Genomic DNA, 21,057 nt, shown 5'->3' with positions numbered 1-21,057 from the left:
CAAGCATAAAAAAACCCTCAAATATCGCTATTTGAGGGTTTTTAGAATTTTTTCAACAAATGGTGGCTCGAGGCAGGTTCGAACTGCCGACACACGGATTTTCAATCCGTTGCTCTACCGACTGAGCTATCGAGCCGTCTTCGTTGAGGACGCTATTAAACTAAATATACGCACTGCTGTCAAGTTATTTTTTCATTATATAAGACAAAAGCGTATAAATAATTGGATATTGATGAAATCAAAGGTTCGAATGCCGCAGTTAATCTTTAACGCGCAGTAACTCATACTCGCTCATGATGCGATGAATATCGGCATCAACAGGGACAAACTCACGCACGCCTTTTTTAACCTCAGCATCATAGACCAGTTTGATAAACTTAGCATCGATAGCACGACCACGATTTTGGGCGTGTACTGTCAGATACTGCAAGCGTTTGGCATCGGTCTGCCCATCATCAAAGCAGGCCACCGCGGCAATCGGCTTGTCGTTGAACATACCGACATAGAGGCATTGACCCCGTTTAAATCCTTGCTCAACGAGATTTAACACGGTCGCGCCATCAGGCTGCGCCTCATCGCTGTCATACAAGGCCCGTAGGCGCTCTGATAGCTCATTCTCACGAGCAGGCTTTTTAATCAGGGGCGTGTCCAAGCTATTGATGGCAATTGCTTCTAAAGGCATAGGAGTTCCTATAAACAGACGGTTTCTATAAGGTAATATATAGTGAATTCAGTATAAAAACGATACAGTGGCACTGGAATAAATTTTTCGCAGCCTCTGGCAGCAACGGCATAGCACGCCAGAAAAATTTATTCCAGTTCAGCGTTGGAATATAATATATCTGTTTTATTTAGAATCGACTATAGCGTGACGTTATAGTGTCGGTCATGATTGATTAAACTGAATTCACTATTTTAGCAGAATGAGGTAATTTTGTGCGTGGTTTACGGCTTGGGCGTGGTAGTAAATGTTAGGGTTTGCTATGATGAGGCTAGATCATACTTAGTACGTATAAACCCTAATATATTGATATCTTTTGTATATATCATTTTCTAATAAATTTTTTGCTAGCTGATAATTGAGACACTAGTAAAATATTTTGGGCATGTTTTTGCCTTATTTATTGACCGCTTTTCACTGATAAAAAACTGATAGAGAGTAGCCATGACAGCCAATGCAACGACGACTGCTGACACACCTGAGCAAAATGCACCAAAAAACCTAAATCTACATGGTCGCCCTGAACGTATCGCGACCGTTGAGCGCATCACTGCCGAAACGCAAATCACTTGTACCGTCAATCTTGATGGTACGGGTAAAGGCGTGGTAGACACAGGCGTACCATTTTTGGATCATATGATTGACCAAATCAAGCGTCACGGTTTGTTTGACTTAGATATCAAGTGCAATGGTGATACGTTCATTGATGATCACCATAGCGTCGAAGATACTGGCATTACGCTTGGGCAAGCATTTAATAAAGCGCTCGGTGATAAAAAAGGCATCCGTCGTTACGGGCATTTCTATGCACCACTCGATGAAGCATTGACCCGCGCCGTTGTGGATCTGTCAGGGCGTCCAGGTTTGCACATGGACATCCCATTTACGCGCTCGCATGTGGGCCGCTTTGATGTCGATTTGTTTAGCGAGTTCTTTTATGGCTTTGTTAATCACTCATGGATGACGGTACATTTGGACAATCTCAAAGGCAAAAACAGCCATCACCAAATCGAGTCAACCTTTAAGGCCTTTGCGCGTGCGCTGCGTATGGCTTGTGAGTATGATGAGCGCGCACTTAATACCCTGCCATCGACGAAAGAGGCGTTTTAGGTGAATCGGTCTGTAATGACTGTGGTTACACTGACTGCTATTTTTATAACAAATAGCAGTTTTGCTCATTGTCCAGTTACCAATCATACCGAGGTGCCTGTGATTACGGGACTGACGTATCATGATGCTAGGGATTTACTCCTAGAGGCAGGATGGCAGCCAGTCAAGAGTATTCATTATAATGATATTGAAAATCCAGATATTAGCTATGGTAATGGCGCATTATTTTGGACCAAAGGTTATATCGAACTTGAAAGCTGTGCAGGAACAGGACTTTCACCATGTCTATTCGACTTTTCTGATATTTATAGCAATAGCCTCAAAGTTGTGACAGTCGGTGAAGAATCTCCAAAAGACAATATTTATGCATCAGTCGATCGTTATTGGTTAGCGTGTGAGGAATTATGAAAGTAGCACTATTAGATTATGGCATGGGCAACTTGCACTCTGCCAGTAAAGCACTCTCGGTGGTAGGAGCGGAAGTGGCTATCACCAATGACCCAGAAGTGGTGGCGGCTGCAGACAAGATTGTATTTCCGGGTGTCGGTGCCATGCGCGACTGTATCGCTGGTATGCATGAAGCAGGGATTGATGAGGTGATACGGCAAGCAATATTCAACAAGCCTGTCATGGCCATCTGTGTCGGTATGCAAGCGTTATTTGAGCGTTCAGCGGAAAATGGCGGTACAGATTGCCTTGGTATTTTGAAGGGCACGGTAGCAGCGTTTGATCCCGCGTGGACGGATGAGCAAGGCGCTACCATCAAAGTACCGCACATGGGCTGGAATACCATCAGCGGTATGGATTTTGCTCACCCATTGTGGAATGGTATTGAAGAAAACGCGCATTTTTATTTTGTGCACAGCTATTATTGTGAGCCTGCCGATAGCGCGCAAGTCGCTGCCATTTGTGATTATGGTCAACCGTTCTGTGCCAGTGTAATCCAAGACAATTTATTTGCTACCCAGTTCCATCCCGAAAAAAGCCATACTGCTGGCTTGCAGTTGTTAAAAAACTTCGTCGAGTGGGATGTGTAGATAGGCATTAAACGTAAATTGCACACTTGCTTCAGAATAGGGTAGATTATCGCTTGTATAATCTACCTTTTTTATTCTCCACTATTATCATTCTTAACTATCAATTTTTAGTTATTATTGCTTAGTGATAGGCTCAATCATTTTCTACTCGCTTATACTTGGAATACTCTAGTGGATTTTACCACCTTCAAAATCGATATCATTGAGACAACAGGATTGGCAAAAGATGCTCTACATATCTATGTCGGTGTCGGGGTTTATCTACTTTGTCTGCTCGTGCTGCGCCCTCTCACTAAAAGTCAAGGTATCCGATCATTCATGGCTTTGATCGTCGTGACTGGTATTGCGCTGTTGGGTGAGTATCTTGATAATCGAGATACAATCGACACGCTAGGTATGGCTGGTCTAAACCGTACACAGGTGGTCGCGAGCATCCGTGATTTGATTAATACCTGCTTGCTGTCTTATGTGCTTTTTGCCTTAAATAAGTGGACGACTATATTTCATCCAACCAATAAGCCTCAGTCAATGACTAAGCGACAGAAAAAAGCGGACTATTAATGAGGCCGTTTTTTAGTTTTATCGCCAAAGATTTTTACTTGGCGCTATCATACAACTCACGTACCACTTCACCAATCACTCGGATGCCATCCGTTAGCGTCTGCTCATCAGCCGCGATACTCCTATTCGAACGCCTACAAAAACAACTTATACCTAAGTCACTATTGCACCTATTGTCATTTGACAGATTAGCCACGCTCTCTTTACAAAGCTTACGAAATATAAAAAGTCTTGTCTATTTAACGCTTTCTCAGTTTGTTATCTTAAGATCAAAGGGTAGCGACATTGATGTATGCTTTAAAAATACATCTCTTTAGATGTCACTTGACCAGTTATCCATGCAACATAATTAATAATAACTAGGAAGCGCTATGAATATTCAAGAAATGCTAGACAATGCAAAAGACACGTTAGGTTTACACGCACAAGAAACCGAGGCGGGGATTTATATTCCTTCTAAGTCGTCGCTGAAATTGGCAGCGCCAAACAAAACCAACTATGACAATACCGAGTACGATGCGCCGTATACAGGCAATAAAAAAATCTTGATGGTCTGTACCGATCAGCAATACATGACCATGGAAAATGGTAAAAAGTTTGATACCGGTAATCACCCTGTTGAGATGATGGTGCCTTTATTACATTTTAAAAAAGCGGGCTTTGAGGTAGATGTCTTTACACCAATAGGGGAGTCTGTCAAAGTCGAGCAATGGGCGATGCCAGAAGACGATGACGACGTTAAACAAATATACGCGGAGTATCAGCCAAAGCTTGAGAATCCTAAAAGTATCGCTGACTTTGTCAAAAATGACATGGCCAATAGCGATGACTATGCGGCATTATTTATCCCAGGTGGTCATGGTGCGATGCTTGGCCTACCTGAAGATGAGCGTCTCGGTGAATTACTCCGTTGGGGCCATGACAACGACTTATTTGTCCTAGCGATTTGTCATGGACCTGCGGCTTTATTGTCTGCCAACTTAGACGGTCTTGATACGGCAAATCCTGATACGAAAAATAAAGAAGGTAAGTCTGAGCGCGACTTTATCTTTAAAGGCTATAAGATGGTCGCGTTCCCAACGGTGATGGACAAGCAGATGCCAAAAATCGGCTATTTACCCGGTAAGATGCCTTGGTACTTTGGTGAAAAATTAGAAGCGTTAGGTGTCACGATTGATAATAAACTGGCGTCAGGGCAGACGCATCAAGACAGAAAACTCATCTCAGGGGATGGACCTTTGGCGGCCAATGAGTTTGGTAAGCTTAGTGCCAATGAGTTGCTAAAAGCGCTTAAATAAAAGGCTTGTATAGGCTTACAGCATAAAAAAACGGACTATTAATAAGTCCGTTTTTTATTTTTATAACTAAAGGTTTTTACTTGGCTTCATCATACAACTCACGTACCACTTCACCAATCACTTTAATACCATCAGTCAGCGTTTGCTCGTCAGCGGCGATACTCATACGAATGCACTCGTGCGCGTGCTGGTAATCTGTCACATCGACGCCGGGGAAAAAGTACTCGCTTGGTACAATCAACGTGCCTTTTTCTTTGAGGCGCTCGTACAGTTCAAGCGTGCTAATCGGCAAATCTTTAAACCACAGCCATAAGAAGATCGCGCCTTCAGGCTTATGAATCATCAATGGATAATCACTCAACGCTTCTTTTAAAAGCTTCACCGCGAGGGTCGCTTGCTTTTGATAAAACGGCTTAATAACGTCATCGGATAATTGCTTGATACGGTTGTCTGCTACCAGCGGCGTGGCAATCGCTGCACCAAAGCGCGTTGGGGCTAGATTCACCACCGCATTCATCGCGCTGACTGCTTCAATCACTTTCGCATCGGCAACGATAATACCCGTACGCATACCGGGCAGGCCAATTTTAGACAAGCTAAAGCAAAGAATCGTATTGTTATCCCAGCTTAGCTGCGCGTCAGAGTAGATGATATTCGGGAAGGGCATGCCGTAGGCGTTATCGATAATCAGTGGTACATCATAACGTTTGGCAATATCCGCCAAGCGCGCCATTTCCTCATCGGTCAGGACGTTGCCCGTTGGATTGGTCGGGCGTGAGCAGCAAATTGCACCGATACGACCTTCCTTTAGCGCTGGCAAGTTTTCTAACGCCTCAAAGTCCACACGATATTTAAAGAAGCCTTCTTCGCCCTCATGAGTTACTTCATCGATATGCGGTAATACGGCGGCGAAATGCTGACCTTCTACATGCACATCACTATAGCCAATATACTCAGGGGTCAATGGCAGTAGAATGGACTTGTCGACAGACTGGTTTTCTTTATCTTGGCTCTTTTCATCTGTGAACGCACCGCCAAATAGATTAAACAGATAGAAAAAGGCATTTTGTGAGCCATTGGTCAGGGCGATGTTTTCTGCCGTCAGGTTCCAATCATAATGACGGTTAAAGAAGCCAACCAATGCGTCGATAAAGCCTGCATCCCCTTGCGGATTGGAGTAATTCGCCATGCTAATAATCGCGCTACTATTGGGCACGCCTGCGTGGTTATCCGTGCCCAGCGCCTTATACGTCTCTAAAAATAACTCATTAACGGCATCAATTTTGGCAGGGTTACCACCGCCCAGCATGTTGACGGGCTGATCGCTTTTTAGCGCGTCGCCCAGATCGTCCATCAATTGTGAGATGCCAGTGGGCTGGGTAAATTTTTGACCGAACTTTGAGAATTTCATAAGGCTACCATGCTGTTTTGGAGGGTGTTATAAGTTGGTATTTAACCGATAAAGTTGGGCTAGTATAGCAAATGAGGGCTATAAAATAAGCAAACTGCGGGCTGATATTGACTTATATGTCTATACAGGTTGTGAAGTAAAAAAAACACCTTCCAAATGAATAAAAGGCGTTTTTTGGGTTAGAACTGTCAAACTCTTATCGAGAGTGAAATTAATACGTGACCCACCGAATAAGTTAAGATTTACTATCATAATTAATAATTTTAAAGATAATTCGGTAAGTTGCATGCTAACTAACTAGCTTACTTCATGCATGCGATAAGCCATGATTGATATCAATTATTGGAAATATCTTTGGTATCAATAACTTCAATAGTTATATCTTTTAACTGATTTCTTAATTCTGAGATTACTTTTTCTATTCTGCTTTCTATGAAGGTATCTAATGCATCAGATGCCATTTCCTCTTTAGATGACCATTCTAAAATTTGCTTAGGTAACAAATGAGAATTGATAACCTCTCTAAAATTTGGATTGCTCTCATAGTCTTTGATATAGTCTAAAGGGTTCTTATTACTAATCTCTAAATTGGTTATTTGAGTTAAGTAAGCAATATTCATTAAGCTATTACTATCTAACTTGTTACTTCCTATATTTTTTAATATATAATCTGTAGGAAAGATATGATGTAAATTTGGTTTGTCAGTAGAGAAAAAGAAGTTATCTACATTCACGTTTCTATCAGTGTGTTTCCAATCTTTAGGAGACTTATGGGCGTATAAAGATAGTATAGCTCTAGATAGTCTACCTTTTGAACTATAGGAAGATTTTCTTAGTGTATCTTTGTCAATTATAAACCTAGGGAAAGTATAATCTTTATTACTCTTTTCACTATTTAGAAAGTCTATATGTGTATTAATGTCGCCTGTATTGCTCAATAAATCATCTCTATGAAAAGAGTAATACCAAAAGTATTTTTTTAGAAAATCATAATTAGGATTGTTATTATCATAGAAATAATTTGCCAAAGTCAAATAAAAGTATCTGTATGGTATTAATTGAGGTCCTTTTAATCCTAGGGTGTTTTCAAAAAAATCAAAAGTTTTTAAGATAGAGGTTCTAGCTTTATTCCATACAGTTTCGATTTGTTCAGTTCTAATATCATTTAAGTATCGAGGAGTGATATTTCTAACGCCAGAATTTTCAATATTTTCACGTATCAATACAGCTATAATCTGTAAATAGTCAAAGTCATTAATTAGTAAAAAACGACTATTATTTATTAATCTGAAATTTTCGATTAAATCTCTTAAGTAGAACCCTTTACTATGTTCGGATTTCTCCTTAAAAGTTTTTGCTACTACAATGTCAAATATATCTAAAGGTTTTCCTGCTTGATTGATCCTTTCAAATATTTGGCATACCTCAGCTACTTCAATACCTTTAAGTTCGATGAAAGACAGTCGATAGTTATGAAGTACATCTTGAATTTTTCTTATCTCAACCCAATACGGATGATTGTAATTCTGTGAAACTTCTGGATGGTTTACTATTTTTTCAGAAGTACTAGAGTAGTTTTCTTTAATGTCCAACAGCTTCACGATTAAACCTTCGTCGAACCTTTTCTTTTTACCTATATTGGCTTTGTAGGCTCCTTCTTTGTCATCAATTTCGTTCCAATACAAGAATCGCTTTTTATAGCTTTCGTCATCTGTGTCGCTTTCACTCTCTATAGTCAAATCTACATATAAGGATGGGTCAAAATTCGGACGACCTTCAATTTCTCCTCCATATAAAGAAGTTAACAAAGAGGTGGTACGTTGTTGTCCATCTAATAAGTAGTGATATTCAGATCGTGAATGATTGCTTTCGGCTATTTTATGACCACCTATTTTACGATGATTGTGTAGTTTTGAGTCTGTTTTCCACACTAGAATACTTCCTAAGGGATAAAATTTATAGACACTGTCCCATAGCTTCTTTACATTATCTTGCTCCCAAACAACTTCACGTTGGAAGGTAGGAATTTGATAATTATTGTTTATTAGTTCATCTAAATAAGTGGCAATCGCTTTACTAGTAGGGTTTATTCGATCTGTTAAACTCATTGAGTTACCTTATATAATAGTAGTTTTGGAAATAATATAGTCGTTATTCAACTTCCTACTATAGTTTATTTTTTCTTAAGTAATACATGGTTTTTTAAATATTTTTGAGCAAAATAATGATCGAAGTTATTTAAGCCAAGTATTGACTAGCAAAGCATTTCAGCACTGATTATCGCGGATATACTTTATACAGCACAAAATCAAAGCCGCTTGGATAGGAGCGTTATCGTTTAGTCGGGAAGTCAACAAACCTTAGCGCCTGCCCCTGTGCTATTCAATATGGCAGCAAAAGCAGTATTAACTTCTTACCCTCAAATCATCGCTCTTACCCTTGCCATAATCCCACGTCCAATCACCAGTCTCACATAAATAATGGCAATGGCAAACAGCAATACGATTAATGCCCCACCACCAATAGCCAAGCTCGTCCACGGCACACTAAATTGTAGATTAAACCATTGAGTAATAGCAGCCCACGCACCCACGTTTGCGATAATGACCGCAAATACGGCTGCGCTAATACCAAGTACGCTTAGCTCTAGTATATTGAGCATATATAAGTCGCGCTTTTGCATACCCAGTAAGCGGAATGACGCGCTGTCCTTCATACGATCTTGCGAGGTAGACAGTAGCGAGCTAATCAGCACCATGACGCCAGTGAGTAGGGCAAGCAAGGTGAACACATAGACCAAGCGGCTCATTTGTACCACCAACTCTTGGATTTGCTGCGCGATGGCCGTACCGTCAATGGTGGTGACGGCTGGAAACTCACGTACCAGTTTGCCTTGTAGTTCTGGAATCTCATCGGCAGGTACATGCGCGGTGGCAAATTGAATCTGCGGTGCCGCCGCTAAAACCGATGGCTCGAATAGGAAGTAAAAGTAAGGACTAGGGCCTTGCTCAAAACGCGAGCGAATACTGGTAATTTGCCCAACGATTTCGATACCTTGTATATCAAAGCGAACCTGATCACCCATGTCGACATTTAGCAGGTCAGCTGCCGTATCTAAAATAGACAAGGGGACGACGTCTTGGTCTGGGTTTTGCTCGTTTTGACTATCGACAGGGGCATACAGCTGATTGTCTTCTACGGCATCAGTAATAAATTCCGTATCCATCACCGTATCGGCATAGCTTAAATTAAATACACGCGTGGGCTCATCAAAGCCATCAGCAGGCTCGATATCCTGTACAGGGACATCGTTCGCCGTGACCACACGCGAGCGAATGACCGGATAGTAGGTGACAGGTGCCTCAATGATCGTATCAATGGCGTCATGTTGATCGCTCTGTACATCGAGCAAAAATAAATTGGGCGCATCTTCAGGATAAGCGTTGATGAACTGGGCATTGATACTGTGATTGAGCGTGGTAATGAGGGTCAAAACCGCGACCGATAATGATAACGTCACAAAAAACAGCGCAGACTGATTGCCTTTGCGGGCAAGGTTATGGATAGCAATACGCTGCATCCAGCCGATACCAGAGCGTTTGGCAACCTTAGCCAGCAGCCACAACCAACCACGAGCCAATGCCCAAAATATCGCCACAAAACCAATTAATCCTATTAGCAACTGCGCGCCCAGTAGCCATGAGCCAACTTCATAAGCAAAAAACGCATACAGTCCTGCCAGCATTAGCCCATACCATAATAACGGTACGCGTCGATACCATTTCAGGTTTTGCGCAGGCGAGCTGACACCTTGATTGAGCAAGGTGGCAGGCTTGGTGGTGTTAAGGGTACTTAAACCGCGTTGGGCGATCAGTAGTGTCAGTACTAAAGCGATTACAGTGGTCTTAATCGCACTGATAGGATTGATGGCGAGGCCCACGTCTGGCGGCAAGATAGCGATCAGATACGGCTGGCCGACTTTGAGTAAGCCAAAACTTAAGACGATTGCGGCGACACAGGCGATGACAGCCGTGGCGACCAGTAGTTGATAGTAGCTGCGTTTGAGTGACGCTAGAGGCTCGCCCAACGCCAAGCGAATCGCATTGCTAGATTGCTGCTTGGTCACAAAAGCGGTAATGACACCGTACATCGCGACCGCTGATAATAAAAGCACGGCAATGACCAATAGCTTTAAAAACATCAACACATTGTCTGAGATATTTGAGATAGAGGTATCTGCCGATTTCGCGTCAGACAGCTCAATGTCAGGGTAATTGGTCAGTATTTGCGTCAGCGCGTCACGCTGCTGCGTCATGAGTTCAGGCTCACCTGCCATCTCGATACGGTAGTTTATGCGGCTACGCTGACCCAGTAAATTGGTGGCGGCTAGCGCGTCTTGTTGCATTAACACACGGCCACCAAAGCCAAATGCGGTCAGTGGGCGATCAGGCTCGGTCGTCAGTACATCACTGATGGTAAACTGCCCCTCACCAATGGTAATACGGTCACCAATGCTCGCGTTTAAGCTTTTCAGGACTTCAGGTGCGACGACCACATTGTCAGACGTGAGTTGTTGCCACAATGGCAGCCCTGAGGCCAGTTCTACTTTTCCGTACAGTGGATAAGAAGGGGAGACGGCTTTGACACGGGCAAGTAGCGTTTGCTCATCGGTCACAACCATCGCGCTAAATTGGTAATCAAACACCTTTTGGGTATCAGCGATGGTGTCTACTTGTGCCAATACCTCGCTTGGCCAATCTTGCTGACTGTTTAATATCAAATCACCACCGACCAGCGCCCGCTGATTGTCATTGATATAGCGATCGACAGATTGCTGAATAGAGTCAAGGGTGAGATAAGTGGCAAGCGATAGCGTCAACGTTAATAAAAACAACACGGGATATATCCAGCGTTGCCACCAGCTGCGGCTTAATGCTTGTGCGCCCAAATGACGCGCTAATACTTGGCTAATGATAGAATCAGAGCGACTGTCTATGGCTTGGTGATCTATTGGTTGGTTACTCATTAAGATACAACCCGTCCATCATGCATGGTAATGACGCGATCAGCCATTTCAGCGAGCGCGGGATCATGGGTCACGACAACCAATGCCGAACCGACTTGTTGGCGTAAGTCTAATAACAGTTGCATGACTTGATTGGCATTTTGTTCATCTAGATTGCCCGTTGGCTCATCAGCAAAGACAATCTTGGGGTGTGAAACTAGCGCACGGGCAACGGCTGTACGCTGCTGCTCACCGCCTGACAATTGATTGGGCAAACTGTCACGTCTGTGACCCAAATCGACCGCGTCAATCAGTTCAGTCACACGTTCCTTATTGGGACGTCTGGCAATATCGAGTGGGAAAGCAATGTTTTCCGCCACTGTCAATGTCGGCAATAAATGAAACGATTGAAACACAAAGCCCATGTCACGTTGACGGATGACGGCCAGCGCATCTTCATCAAGACGGCTTAACGTTTGCCCTGCCAGCTCAACTGAGCCACTATCAGGATAATCGAGTGCCGCAAGCAATCCTAGTAGTGTTGACTTACCAGAGCCCGATTTACCCATGATGACGACAAACTCGCCAGCGTTCACATATATGTCCACATCTTTAATAATAGAGAGGGTTTGTTCGCCGACTTGCACGGTTTTTGTGAGTTTTGAGGCGGTCAGTAAGGCGTCACTTTTGGTGTCTGATGTCGGTTTGGCGGCTTTAGTAGTATTTAATAAAGTCATTACAGGGTCTCAGTAGGCGTATTTTTGTGGCTGGCTCATTAGGGGCTGTGCAGTTAGGTCAATATAGAAAGGGTTCGAGAGACTGGGGTAAATTTTTGGTAGCCTCTGGCAGCAACGGCACAGCAAGCAAGAAAAATTTGTACCAGTTTCTCGTTATAATGTCGTGTGTGCATTTTATTTAGTATTGACTGTATTTGTATCAGCTGTTTTTAAGTTTTCGAGCGTCGGTTCTAAGATGGGCAAGATATTGTCATTGACGATGACCGTATAGCCTTCTTTAGTTGGATGAATGGCGTCCGCTTGGTTCAGTTCGGGATCACCGCCCACGCCTGCTAAAAAGAAAGGAATAAGCGTCACATTCATGTCTTCAGCGACACGAGGATAAATCGCTGCAAAAGACTGCACGTAGTCAGAGCCAAGGTTGTCATAAATTTGCATACCGCCCAAAATGACTTCGCTACCGTTGTCTTGCAAGCGTTCAATAGCGGTACGGATATTTGCCTCAACGGTAGCCACATCGATACCGCGCATCGCATCATTGGCACCAATGGTCAAAATCGTCACATCGGGCTTGGTTTGCAATACCCAATCCAAACGATTGACCAAGCCCGTACTGGTTTCTCCACTCAAACCTGAGTTGATGACTTTGGCATCTTTATAGCCCAGCTCTTGTAAACGTGTTTCTAACTGAGCAGGATAGTTGGCATCATTGGCTACCCCAAGACCTTCTGTCAGAGAGTCTCCAAGTGCCAATACAGTAATTGATGAATCAACTGGTTGGTTGACTGGTGCTGTGGTCTCAGTGGTGACTGGATTGGTCGTGGCTTGGGTATTTGTCGCTTGGATATCTGTATTTTGCGCATCAGCGGATTCAGAGTTTTTTTGGCAACCGCTAATAGCCATAACGACGGCCACCATAGCCACTACTGGTAAGCGGCGAGCGAAACGAGAAGATACATTCATAATCATGATTCTGTCCTATATACAATCAAACCAGTGTAGCAAAATAAGACAGTGACCAATATTACCCTAAGGTTATTTTATATGCGTTTTATGATGAAACCTTCTTACCATCGACCATTAAGGGGCGACTGACCATCCAAGCGATCACCACGTTGGCAATCATCAAAATCAACATAACAAAAAGTGGTATATCCCAATTGCCCGTTGCTTCATGTAGCCAGCCCGTTCCTAATGGCCCAAAAAACGCAATCAAGTAACCGACCGCTTGTGCCATACCAGACAGCTCGCTAGATTGGTTGGTGGTATAAGTCCGCAAAGAGAACAGCATCATGCTTAAAGTAAAAATCGCTGAGCAACCAATGCCCATCACGCCTGACCACAACCATGCCAGATCAGTTGATAAATAGCTGAGTCCCAACACACCAATCACGTTTAGCACCGCTGCAAATACAGCCAATGCCTGAATGGGGCGACCACGGTTAATCAGCCACGTTAAGCTTAAAATAGATATCGGTGCCATAAACTGAAACACCGAACCCATTTGTCCAGCTTGCACAGCTGATAACCCTTTACTGACCCAAATAGACGGTAAAAAACTGGCAACGGTATAAAATAACAAAGATTGTAGCCCCATAAAGACCGCGATTTGCCAAGCAAAAGGCGTACGCCACATCGATATTTCTGAAGATCCGATTGTTGGTAAGGCAACTGCTTGATGACTGGATGAGCCGAGATGCAGACGTAAAAATATCCAAATAACGATAGCAAATACGCCTAATAATGACCAGCCACCCAGCGCCCATTGCCAGCCTACCCATTCAGATAATGGCAGTACGACTCCCGCCACTATGCCCGCTGTTACCGTCATGGTTAAACTAAATAACCCTGTTATCAGAGGGATTTGCTTAGGCGTACGCTGTTTAATCACAGGGGCAGCCAAGGTATTGGCAAAACCGATAGCCAAGGTCAGCAATAATGTGCCAATTAAAAATCCAGACCACGTGGGAATAACAGTACGAATAATCATACCGATGGTCAATAATCCAATCATCGCAATGAGCGTATTTTCAAGCCCAAATCGCTTGCCAATCGTTGGTGAGATAAGTGCACCAATCGCAAAAGTTAGCATCGGTACTGCGCCCAGCCAGCCAATTTGAGTCTCAGAAATATTTAATGCCCCTTGTACCACTGGCGCAATAGAGCCAAGTGCAACAATAGGTGCGCGCATATTGGTGGCCAGTAAAATCATGGCACACAACACCAGCCAAAATGTGAAGCGTGAGGAGGGCAGTTTAGACAGAGATGCAGCACGCGAATGAGGGTTTGTTTGCACGTCAGCAGGTAATTTGGGTGAGATAGACATAGCAGTACGACTATTTATTAGAGTAAGAAAAAGTTATTAGAGTAAGAAAAAAGGCATATCACGAAACAGTGCCGAAGTATCGCCGCTTGAAAATAAGCGATAACACAAATAAAAATAGCGCCAATCCTTTTGAAGGACTAGACGCTATTATAGGAACAAATGTAAGAGAAAGGCCACCCATGTCTGGGAATAAATCAGCGTTTATACAGATTTGCCCAACTGAGCAGCTTTGAGGGCGTTTTCTTGCTGTTCAGAGATTATGGAATCGCATTTATTGGGATCGTTACCACAGAACGAGCAATTTTCATCGCCCATGAGTTTGGCGACACCGCCACACGATCCTCTAAGGGGCTTTTTTTTGACCATATAACCGATGCCCATAAACACAAAGAATAGGACGAACACGGCAAAGGTAATAGCAAGCATAGGTAGCAGTTGGCTAAGCATAGAGGAAACCTCAATTTTTAAAATAGGGCAGTTATCTTTAGGGTTAACTACATAATAGTATAGCAAATTTTTGCACGGCTCGTTGAGGCTTATCGTATGCGTTAAGGTGTTACCATTAAATGCTAAGGTTTTTTGTCGGCTCGTAACGCTTGCATTGCTGGAGTTTGCACCACTTGCCAATCATCAATACTATCATGAGAACCATCCATTTTTGCACCATCTGCCAATACGACAAACATCACAGCTAAGTCTTGTTCTTGAGCGACTTTCAGTGCCTTTTCATAAGGCATTGCCGTCAGCGCGGTTGCCCAAGCATCCGCCGCTGCGACCGAGTCTGCAGCAACAGTTACTGAGGGTGCACCGCCAGCGATAGGCTTACCAGTAGTAGGATCAATCGTGTGACTATAGCTTTGACTATCGAACACGACAGAATTACGATAATTGCCGGAAGTTGCCAGATGCATTTGATTGTTTGTATTGATAGGTTGGCGAATCGCTAATATCGTTTGGCGCTCGCTCACGGTACTGTCTTTGATAGGAGCATCAATAGCAATTTGCCACGGCTGTTGTTGATTCTTGACCCCAGAGGTCGCAATTTCACCGCCAATCTCGACCATATAATTGCGAATTTGGTACTTGTCTCTTAGGACGTCAGCGATGACATCGACCCCGTAACCTTTAGCGACTGCTGAAAAATCCAGACCGATACCGTCTTTGGTCTTATAGATCGTCTGGTCGTTTTGTACCACGCCTTCGAAATCTACCAAGGCTTTTGCTTGGGCAATTTCTATGTCGGTTGGTGGACGTTGTAAACGCTCGACGGTCATGGTACTCCCAAAACCCCACGTATCGACCAATGGCATGACGGTAGGATCAAACGCGCCGCCAGATTGCTTATAGACGATGCGAGAGACATCCAGCACGCGAGAAAAATCTGCATCGATAATGATGGGTGTGTCTTTACTCAACTGGTTGAATTTAGATATCGTTGAGTCTTTTTGATAGGTGGACATGCTGTCATTAATCTGTTGTAAGCGTTCATCTATCGACGCTTGTATCGCCGCTTCATCTGCATCTTCAGGCAGCTGATAACTGATATGATAGCTTGTACCCATTGTCTCACCGCTCAGATAATTGTAATCTGGTGTTTGCTGACAAGCACTGAGACTCACAGCGCTGGCAAGACCGATGCTAACAAATAGGGTAGGACGAATGAGGTTCGTAGCAAAAACAGAATACTTTGATGAGAAATACGTTGTCGTTTTCATAAGCTCGTTGCTGTAACAGAGGAGTGAGTGAGACGGTCATTAATTTGTGCCTATTTTACACCCCTTGTCACCAATAAGGCCAATCGTAAACGGCTTTGACTAGAGATTTGTAGTCTTGAGAGCTAGGGCGTGTCTTCAATTCACTCGATAGTCATCTAAATGGGCTAAAAATGGCTAAATCTTGCCAAACATCGTCAAATAGCTGATTAATATCCCGATATTATCTGCGCTATTTTTCTTGTTTGACAGCAATTTATCTCATTTTTATCACCATTTTTGAAATGAAGACACGCCCTAATAGCTATCTCAAAATAAAAAAAAGAGCCTCAATTGAGACTCTTTTTTATTTATACTTTTAAGTCTGCCTTCTATACTTAACCACCAAAGTCGTCAAGCATGATGTTTTCATCTTCCACACCGAGACTGTGTAACATGTCGATTACCGCCGCATTCATCATCGGTGGCCCACACATGTAATATTCACAGTCTTCAGGATTTGGATGGCCTTTTAGATACTCTTCTAGTAAGACGTTATGGATGAAGCCAGTATAGCCAGTCCAATTGTCTTCTGGTAGTGGATCAGACAAAGCCACATGCCATTCAAAGTTGTCAAACTCTTCTTGCAGTTGATCATAATCTTCAACGTAGAACATCTCACGAATAGAGCGAGCGCCGTACCAAAAGCTGATTTTGCGATTAGAGTTCAAGCGTTTGAGCTGATCAAAGATGTGTGAGCGCATTGGTGCCATACCAGCACCACCGCCGACGAAGATCATCTCCGCTTCAGTGTCTTTGGCAAAGAATTCTCCATAAGGACCTGATACGGTGACTTTATCACCGGGTTTTAAGCTAAATGTCCAAGAAGACATCTTACCTGGTGGAATGCTGTCAGGGCCACGTGGTGGTGGACTGGCAATACGAATATTAAACTTGATGAGGCCTTTTTCTTCTGGGTAGTTGGCCATTGAGTAAGCACGAATAACAGGCTCATCAACTTTTGAGACATATTTGAAAATACCAAACTTTTCCCAATCTTCTCTATACTCTTCGGCAACATCAAAATCTTTGTAATGCACTTCATGCGGCGGCGCTTCTAACTGCACATAACCACCAGCGCGGAAATTGACTTCTTCGCCTTCTGGAATTTTAAGTACCAATTCTTTAATAAAGGTGGCAACGTTATCGTTAGAGACAACCTCACATTCCCACTTTTGTACATCAAAAAACTCAGGGTCAATCTCGATTTTCATGTCTTGCTTAACCGCTACCTGACAAGCTAAGCGCATGTGATTACGGATTTCGCCTTGAGTAAAATAACCTTCTTCGGTGGGCAGGATAGAACCGCCACCTTCAATAACGCGGCAACGACACTGCGCACAAGTACCACCGCCACCACAGGCAGAAGATAAAAAGATACCTTCGCCTGCGAGTGTTTGCAGTAGCTTACCGCCTGCTGGTGTCACGACGTCATTATCGGGATTATCATTGATATGGATGGTAACATCACCTGAACTGACCAGTCTTGAGCGCGCCGCCAAAATAATGGCGACAAGGCCCATGATGATCAAGGTAAACATAGCAACGCCACCAATCGCCGTAGCATAATCCATGATATGTATCCTTAATCTATGGAGTAGGGGTGCAAAAAAACGTCATTGCGTTTTTTTTGAACCCCTACCGAATAAATGAATTAAATAGGTCAAATCGCTAAATAGTTTTTAAGTTTAGCGGTTTAAATTGACATACCGCCAAAAGACATAAAGCCAAGCGACATCAGACCAACCGTAATAAAGGTGATACCAAGACCTCGCAGCGGTGCTGGAATATCTGAGTATTTTAGCTTTTCACGAATACCGGCCAATGCGGTGATAGCCAGCGCCCAACCAAAACCTGCGCCCACACCATAAACCACTGATTCACCAAAGTTATAGTCACGTTCAACCATAAATAGTACGCCACCTAAGATGGCACAGTTTACGGTGATCAATGGCAAGAATACACCAAGGGCGTTATATAAAGCTGGCACAAACTTGTCCAAAAACATCTCTAGAATCTGTACAGTGGCTGCAATTAAGCCAATATAACTGAGCAATCCTAAAAAGCTCAAATCGATATCAGGGAAGCCGGCCCATGCCAGCGCCCCATCTTTTAGGATGAACTGAAACAGTAGATTGTTGAGTGGAACGGTAATGGCCATAACGACGATAACGGCAACCCCAAGACCAATGGCAGTTGAAACTTTTTTGGATACGGCCAAAAAAGTACACATGCCTAAGAAATAGGCAAGTGCCATGTTCTCAATAAAGACTGAGGTTATAAATAAACTAACATAATGTCCCATTAGTGACCGCCTCCATGTGCCATGCCTTTAGACTGCGGCTTCATTACAAATTCAGCTTCTTCAACCTGTTCTGGTTTCCAGATACGAACGATTGCAATGAATAAACCAATAATAAAAAACGCTGATGGTGGCAATAGTAATAGACCATTTGGTAAATACCAACCGCCATCGGTCACAGGTTGTAGGATAGTAATACCAAACCAAGTACCAGCGCCCAATAGCTCGCGAATAGTCGCTACGAACAACAGCACCGCAGAGTAACCAAGGCCGTTACCAATACCATCTAAAAAACTTGGAATCGGCGGATTACTCATCGCAAATGCTTCGGCACGGCCCATGACGATACAGTTGGTGATGATCAAGCCAACAAAGACAGATAGCCCTTTACTCACGTCATAAGCAACTGCTTTTAGTACCTGATCGACTAAGATAACCAAAGAGGCAATAATAGTCATCTGCACAATAATACGAATGCTTGATGGAATTTGCTTACGGATAATTGAGATAAAAAAGCTTGAAAACGCCGTCACTAGTGTCAATGCCACAGACATGACAAGTGCATTTGACATGCTGGTTGTGACTGCCAGCGCCGAACAGATACCCAAGATTTGTAGAGCAATGGGATTGTTATCAAAAATAGGCGAGGTTAAAATACTTTTTGTGTCAGCCATGTTATGCCTCCTTGCCGTTTGCTACTGGGAGCGTGGCTGCCAGTTCGGTTTTAGGTTGAGCTGCTGGTTTGGTTGATTGGTTTGCTTGCGTATCAGCACTCTCAAGCGTTTGACCGCTCTCTTTACGTAACGAGTCTAAATAAGGCTTGTAACCTTGATCACCCAACCAAAACTGAATCATATTGCTTACGCCGCGACCAGTAAGCGTCGCACCACTGATACCATCGACCCAATTCTCTTTTGGCGTACCTGCTTTGGTCACACCAGTCGCAACATTACCTTCTGCATCATAAGAGTGGATGCCACTCCACTTCGCCCGCCACTCTGGCTCTTCGATACGAGCGCCAAGACCGGGGGTCTCTTTATGCTCATAAAAACTGATACCTCTGATGGTATTCATATCACTTTCTAGCGTTAAGAAACCGTAAATCGTGCCCCATAGACCATAGCCCTGAATCGGCAGCACAACCATTTCAGGTTTGCCTGCTTCATCATTTTTCACATAGACTTTGGCATATTTTGGCTTACGACCAATACCAGCAGGGTCGTTTTCGCCTAAGTCTTCACTTAGGGCTGCATTCTTAGTGGCTTGGCTGGCATCATACGCATTGCGGTCAGGAATACCTGCTTCAAGTAGCGCATTATCATCGACATAGCTGCCATTGTTCAAATCAACGATTTCGACATCAAAGTCTTTAAAACGTTCGGCAACATCTTCAGCAGTATCAGATTCAGCATCATACATGTCCGCAGCAATCAAAATATTTTTGTTGCGGTCCAAGCGAGCATTTTCGACTTGTGCTGGCTTTAGACCAACTGCCACTGCTGAGACCAACACTGAACACACCAAGCATAGCGTCAAGGCCACACTAACGGTTTTCGCATTATTACTTTTGGGCTTGGACATAACGAACCCTCCGAGCTGTTTGGCGTTTGATGTTTGCTTGGGTCACAAAGTAATCAAACAATGGGGCAAATAAGTTGGCAAATAGAATGGCCAACATGATACCTTCTGGGAAAGCGGGGTTGATTACTCGAATCAATACCGTCATAAAACCAATCAAAATACCATAAGCCCAGCGACCTTTATTGGTATGCGCCGCTGAAACTGGGTCGGTTGCCATAAAGACAGCACCGAATGCGAAGCCACCGATAACCAAATGCCAATAAAACGGCAAGTTCATCATCATATTGTCATCAGAGCCAATCATATTAAAGATGAGAGAGGTGGCAACAAGACCAACCACACAACCTCCCATGATTCGCCATGAAGCAATGCGCGTCCATAGTAAGACCGCCGCACCCATCAAGATCGCCAACGTAGATACTTCACCGATACTGCCCTGCATATTGCCTAAGAATGCATCACCCCACGTAATGGCATTACCATACACGTCAACAAAGTCTTGAGGAACCACACCTAGCGCCGCAAGGCCAAGAGGCGTCGCACCTGAAAACCCATCAACCGCTGTCCATACTGAGTCACCAGACATGTACGCTGGATACGCAAAGTATAAGAAAGCACGACCCGATAGGGCAGGGTTAAGGAAGTTTTTGCCTGTGCCGCCAAATACTTCTTTGGCAACCACTACCCCAAAGATGATACCTAAGGCCACTTGCCATAACGGGATATCTGGTGGTAAACATAGCGCAAATAGTACCGAGGTCACAAAGAAACCTTCGTTGACTTCATGTCCGCGTACCACAGCAAAGATAATCTCACAGAGAATACCCACAGCGAAGGTCACTATATAGATAGGCAAAAACTGCATGGCTCCATAGACAAAGCTCGCCCAAATACTATCTGGATTGTAGCCTGCCATGCTAGTGATGACCGTACGCCAACCTTCAGGCTGCAAGCCTAGCGTTGCAATCGCGGTGAGTGCTTGGTGACCGATGTTGTACATGCCCCAAAACATTGCTGGGAATGTACATAGCCATACCGTAATCATAATACGCTTTAGGTCAATACCATCACGCACATGTGATGAGGCGTATGTGGTTGAGCTTGGTTGACGCAAAAACGTATCAAACATCTCAAAGATGGCGTAGTATTTTTCGTGTTTGCCACCTTTGGTGAAAGACGGCTCCATACGATCGAACATATTGTGTAAAAATTTCATC

The 21,057-nt window shown here is 43.6% G+C and carries 19 protein-coding genes and 1 tRNA gene; 5 read left to right on the top strand and 15 right to left on the bottom strand.

The annotated features are described in order from the left end of the window. Positions 1-60: 60 nt before the first annotated feature. Positions 61-136 (bottom strand) — tRNA-Phe (locus tag JMY02_RS11730). A gap of 123 nt (positions 137-259) precedes the next feature. Beyond that, positions 260-682 carry a hypothetical protein gene (locus tag JMY02_RS11725; RefSeq protein WP_201598517.1) on the bottom strand — a complete coding sequence of 141 codons (423 nt, stop codon included), beginning with the start codon at positions 680-682 and terminating at the stop codon, positions 260-262. A gap of 483 nt (positions 683-1,165) precedes the next feature. On the opposite strand from JMY02_RS11725, the gene hisB reads away from it, so the two are divergent. The 5 genes from hisB to JMY02_RS11700 all read left to right on the top strand — a co-directional run bounded on the left by hisB (position 1,166) and on the right by JMY02_RS11700 (position 4,727). Further along, positions 1,166-1,831 carry an imidazoleglycerol-phosphate dehydratase HisB gene (hisB, locus tag JMY02_RS11720; protein ID WP_227678503.1) on the top strand — a complete coding sequence of 222 codons (666 nt, stop codon included), beginning with the start codon at positions 1,166-1,168 and terminating at the stop codon, positions 1,829-1,831. Further along, positions 1,832-2,239, top strand: a complete 408-nt coding sequence (locus tag JMY02_RS11715; protein ID WP_227678502.1) for a PASTA domain-containing protein — start codon at positions 1,832-1,834, stop codon at positions 2,237-2,239. Beyond that, positions 2,236-2,868, top strand: a complete 633-nt coding sequence (hisH, locus tag JMY02_RS11710) for an imidazole glycerol phosphate synthase subunit HisH (RefSeq protein ID WP_201598515.1) — start codon at positions 2,236-2,238, stop codon at positions 2,866-2,868. The genes JMY02_RS11715 and hisH overlap by 4 nt, the downstream gene beginning before the upstream one ends. Positions 2,869-3,039: 171 nt before the next feature. Further along, entirely contained in the window at positions 3,040-3,429 is a 390-nt protein-coding gene (locus tag JMY02_RS11705) for a hypothetical protein (protein ID WP_201598514.1), read from the top strand. A gap of 371 nt (positions 3,430-3,800) precedes the next feature. Next, on the top strand, positions 3,801-4,727 hold the full coding sequence (locus tag JMY02_RS11700) for a DJ-1/PfpI family protein (RefSeq protein ID WP_201598513.1): 927 nt from the start codon (positions 3,801-3,803) through the stop codon (positions 4,725-4,727). Positions 4,728-4,803: 76 nt separating this feature from the next. Here the strand turns inward: JMY02_RS11700 and JMY02_RS11695 are convergent, their stop codons facing one another. The 13 genes from JMY02_RS11695 to JMY02_RS11635 all read right to left on the bottom strand — a co-directional run bounded on the left by JMY02_RS11695 (position 4,804) and on the right by JMY02_RS11635 (position 21,056). Continuing rightward, positions 4,804-6,138, bottom strand: coding sequence for a valine--pyruvate transaminase (locus JMY02_RS11695; RefSeq protein ID WP_201598509.1), 1,335 nt, complete (start codon positions 6,136-6,138; stop codon positions 4,804-4,806). A 335-nt stretch (positions 6,139-6,473) separates the two neighbouring features. Next, on the bottom strand, positions 6,474-8,246 hold the full coding sequence (locus JMY02_RS11690) for a DUF262 domain-containing protein (RefSeq protein WP_201598507.1): 1,773 nt from the start codon (positions 8,244-8,246) through the stop codon (positions 6,474-6,476). Positions 8,247-8,557: 311 nt separating this feature from the next. Further along, positions 8,558-11,164 carry an ABC transporter permease gene (locus JMY02_RS11685; protein WP_227678501.1) on the bottom strand — a complete coding sequence of 869 codons (2,607 nt, stop codon included), beginning with the start codon at positions 11,162-11,164 and terminating at the stop codon, positions 8,558-8,560. Beyond that, a complete protein-coding gene (locus JMY02_RS11680; protein WP_201598505.1) occupies positions 11,164-11,880 on the bottom strand; it encodes an ABC transporter ATP-binding protein in 717 nt (238 codons plus the stop codon). The genes JMY02_RS11685 and JMY02_RS11680 overlap by 1 nt, the downstream gene beginning before the upstream one ends. A gap of 174 nt (positions 11,881-12,054) precedes the next feature. Beyond that, a complete protein-coding gene (locus tag JMY02_RS11675) occupies positions 12,055-12,846 on the bottom strand; it encodes an arylesterase (RefSeq protein WP_406947762.1) in 792 nt (263 codons plus the stop codon). An 85-nt stretch (positions 12,847-12,931) separates the two neighbouring features. Further along, positions 12,932-14,206, bottom strand: a complete 1,275-nt coding sequence (locus JMY02_RS11670) for an MFS transporter (RefSeq protein WP_201598503.1) — start codon at positions 14,204-14,206, stop codon at positions 12,932-12,934. Between the two features lie 201 nt (positions 14,207-14,407). Beyond that, positions 14,408-14,653: a (Na+)-NQR maturation NqrM gene (gene nqrM / locus JMY02_RS11665; RefSeq protein WP_201598502.1), complete on the bottom strand. Its 246-nt coding sequence runs from the start codon at positions 14,651-14,653 to the stop codon at positions 14,408-14,410. A gap of 122 nt (positions 14,654-14,775) precedes the next feature. After that, entirely contained in the window at positions 14,776-15,921 is a 1,146-nt protein-coding gene (locus tag JMY02_RS11660; RefSeq protein ID WP_201598501.1) for an FAD:protein FMN transferase, read from the bottom strand. Positions 15,922-16,295: 374 nt separating this feature from the next. Then, positions 16,296-17,531: an NADH:ubiquinone reductase (Na(+)-transporting) subunit F gene (gene nqrF, locus JMY02_RS11655; RefSeq protein ID WP_021813174.1), complete on the bottom strand. Its 1,236-nt coding sequence runs from the start codon at positions 17,529-17,531 to the stop codon at positions 16,296-16,298. A 122-nt stretch (positions 17,532-17,653) separates the two neighbouring features. Beyond that, positions 17,654-18,262: an NADH:ubiquinone reductase (Na(+)-transporting) subunit E gene (gene nqrE, locus JMY02_RS11650; protein ID WP_021813173.1), complete on the bottom strand. Its 609-nt coding sequence runs from the start codon at positions 18,260-18,262 to the stop codon at positions 17,654-17,656. Further along, positions 18,262-18,933, bottom strand: coding sequence for an NADH:ubiquinone reductase (Na(+)-transporting) subunit D (locus JMY02_RS11645; protein ID WP_021813172.1), 672 nt, complete (start codon positions 18,931-18,933; stop codon positions 18,262-18,264). Before JMY02_RS11645 ends, nqrE begins: the two co-directional genes overlap by 1 nt. Position 18,934: 1 nt before the next feature. Next, the gene (locus JMY02_RS11640; RefSeq protein WP_201598500.1) at positions 18,935-19,840 is read right to left on the bottom strand and encodes a Na(+)-translocating NADH-quinone reductase subunit C; all 906 of its coding nucleotides are present in this window, start codon (positions 19,838-19,840) and stop codon (positions 18,935-18,937) included. Continuing rightward, positions 19,821-21,056: an NADH:ubiquinone reductase (Na(+)-transporting) subunit B gene (locus JMY02_RS11635; RefSeq protein ID WP_201598498.1), complete on the bottom strand. Its 1,236-nt coding sequence runs from the start codon at positions 21,054-21,056 to the stop codon at positions 19,821-19,823. The genes JMY02_RS11640 and JMY02_RS11635 overlap by 20 nt, the downstream gene beginning before the upstream one ends. Position 21,057: the final 1 nt, after the last annotated feature.

It is taken from the genome of Psychrobacter vallis, assembly GCF_904846715.1.
GTDB classification, from domain to species: domain Bacteria; phylum Pseudomonadota; class Gammaproteobacteria; order Pseudomonadales; family Moraxellaceae; genus Psychrobacter; species Psychrobacter vallis.
This window is presented reverse-complemented; position numbering and strand designations above follow the sequence as displayed.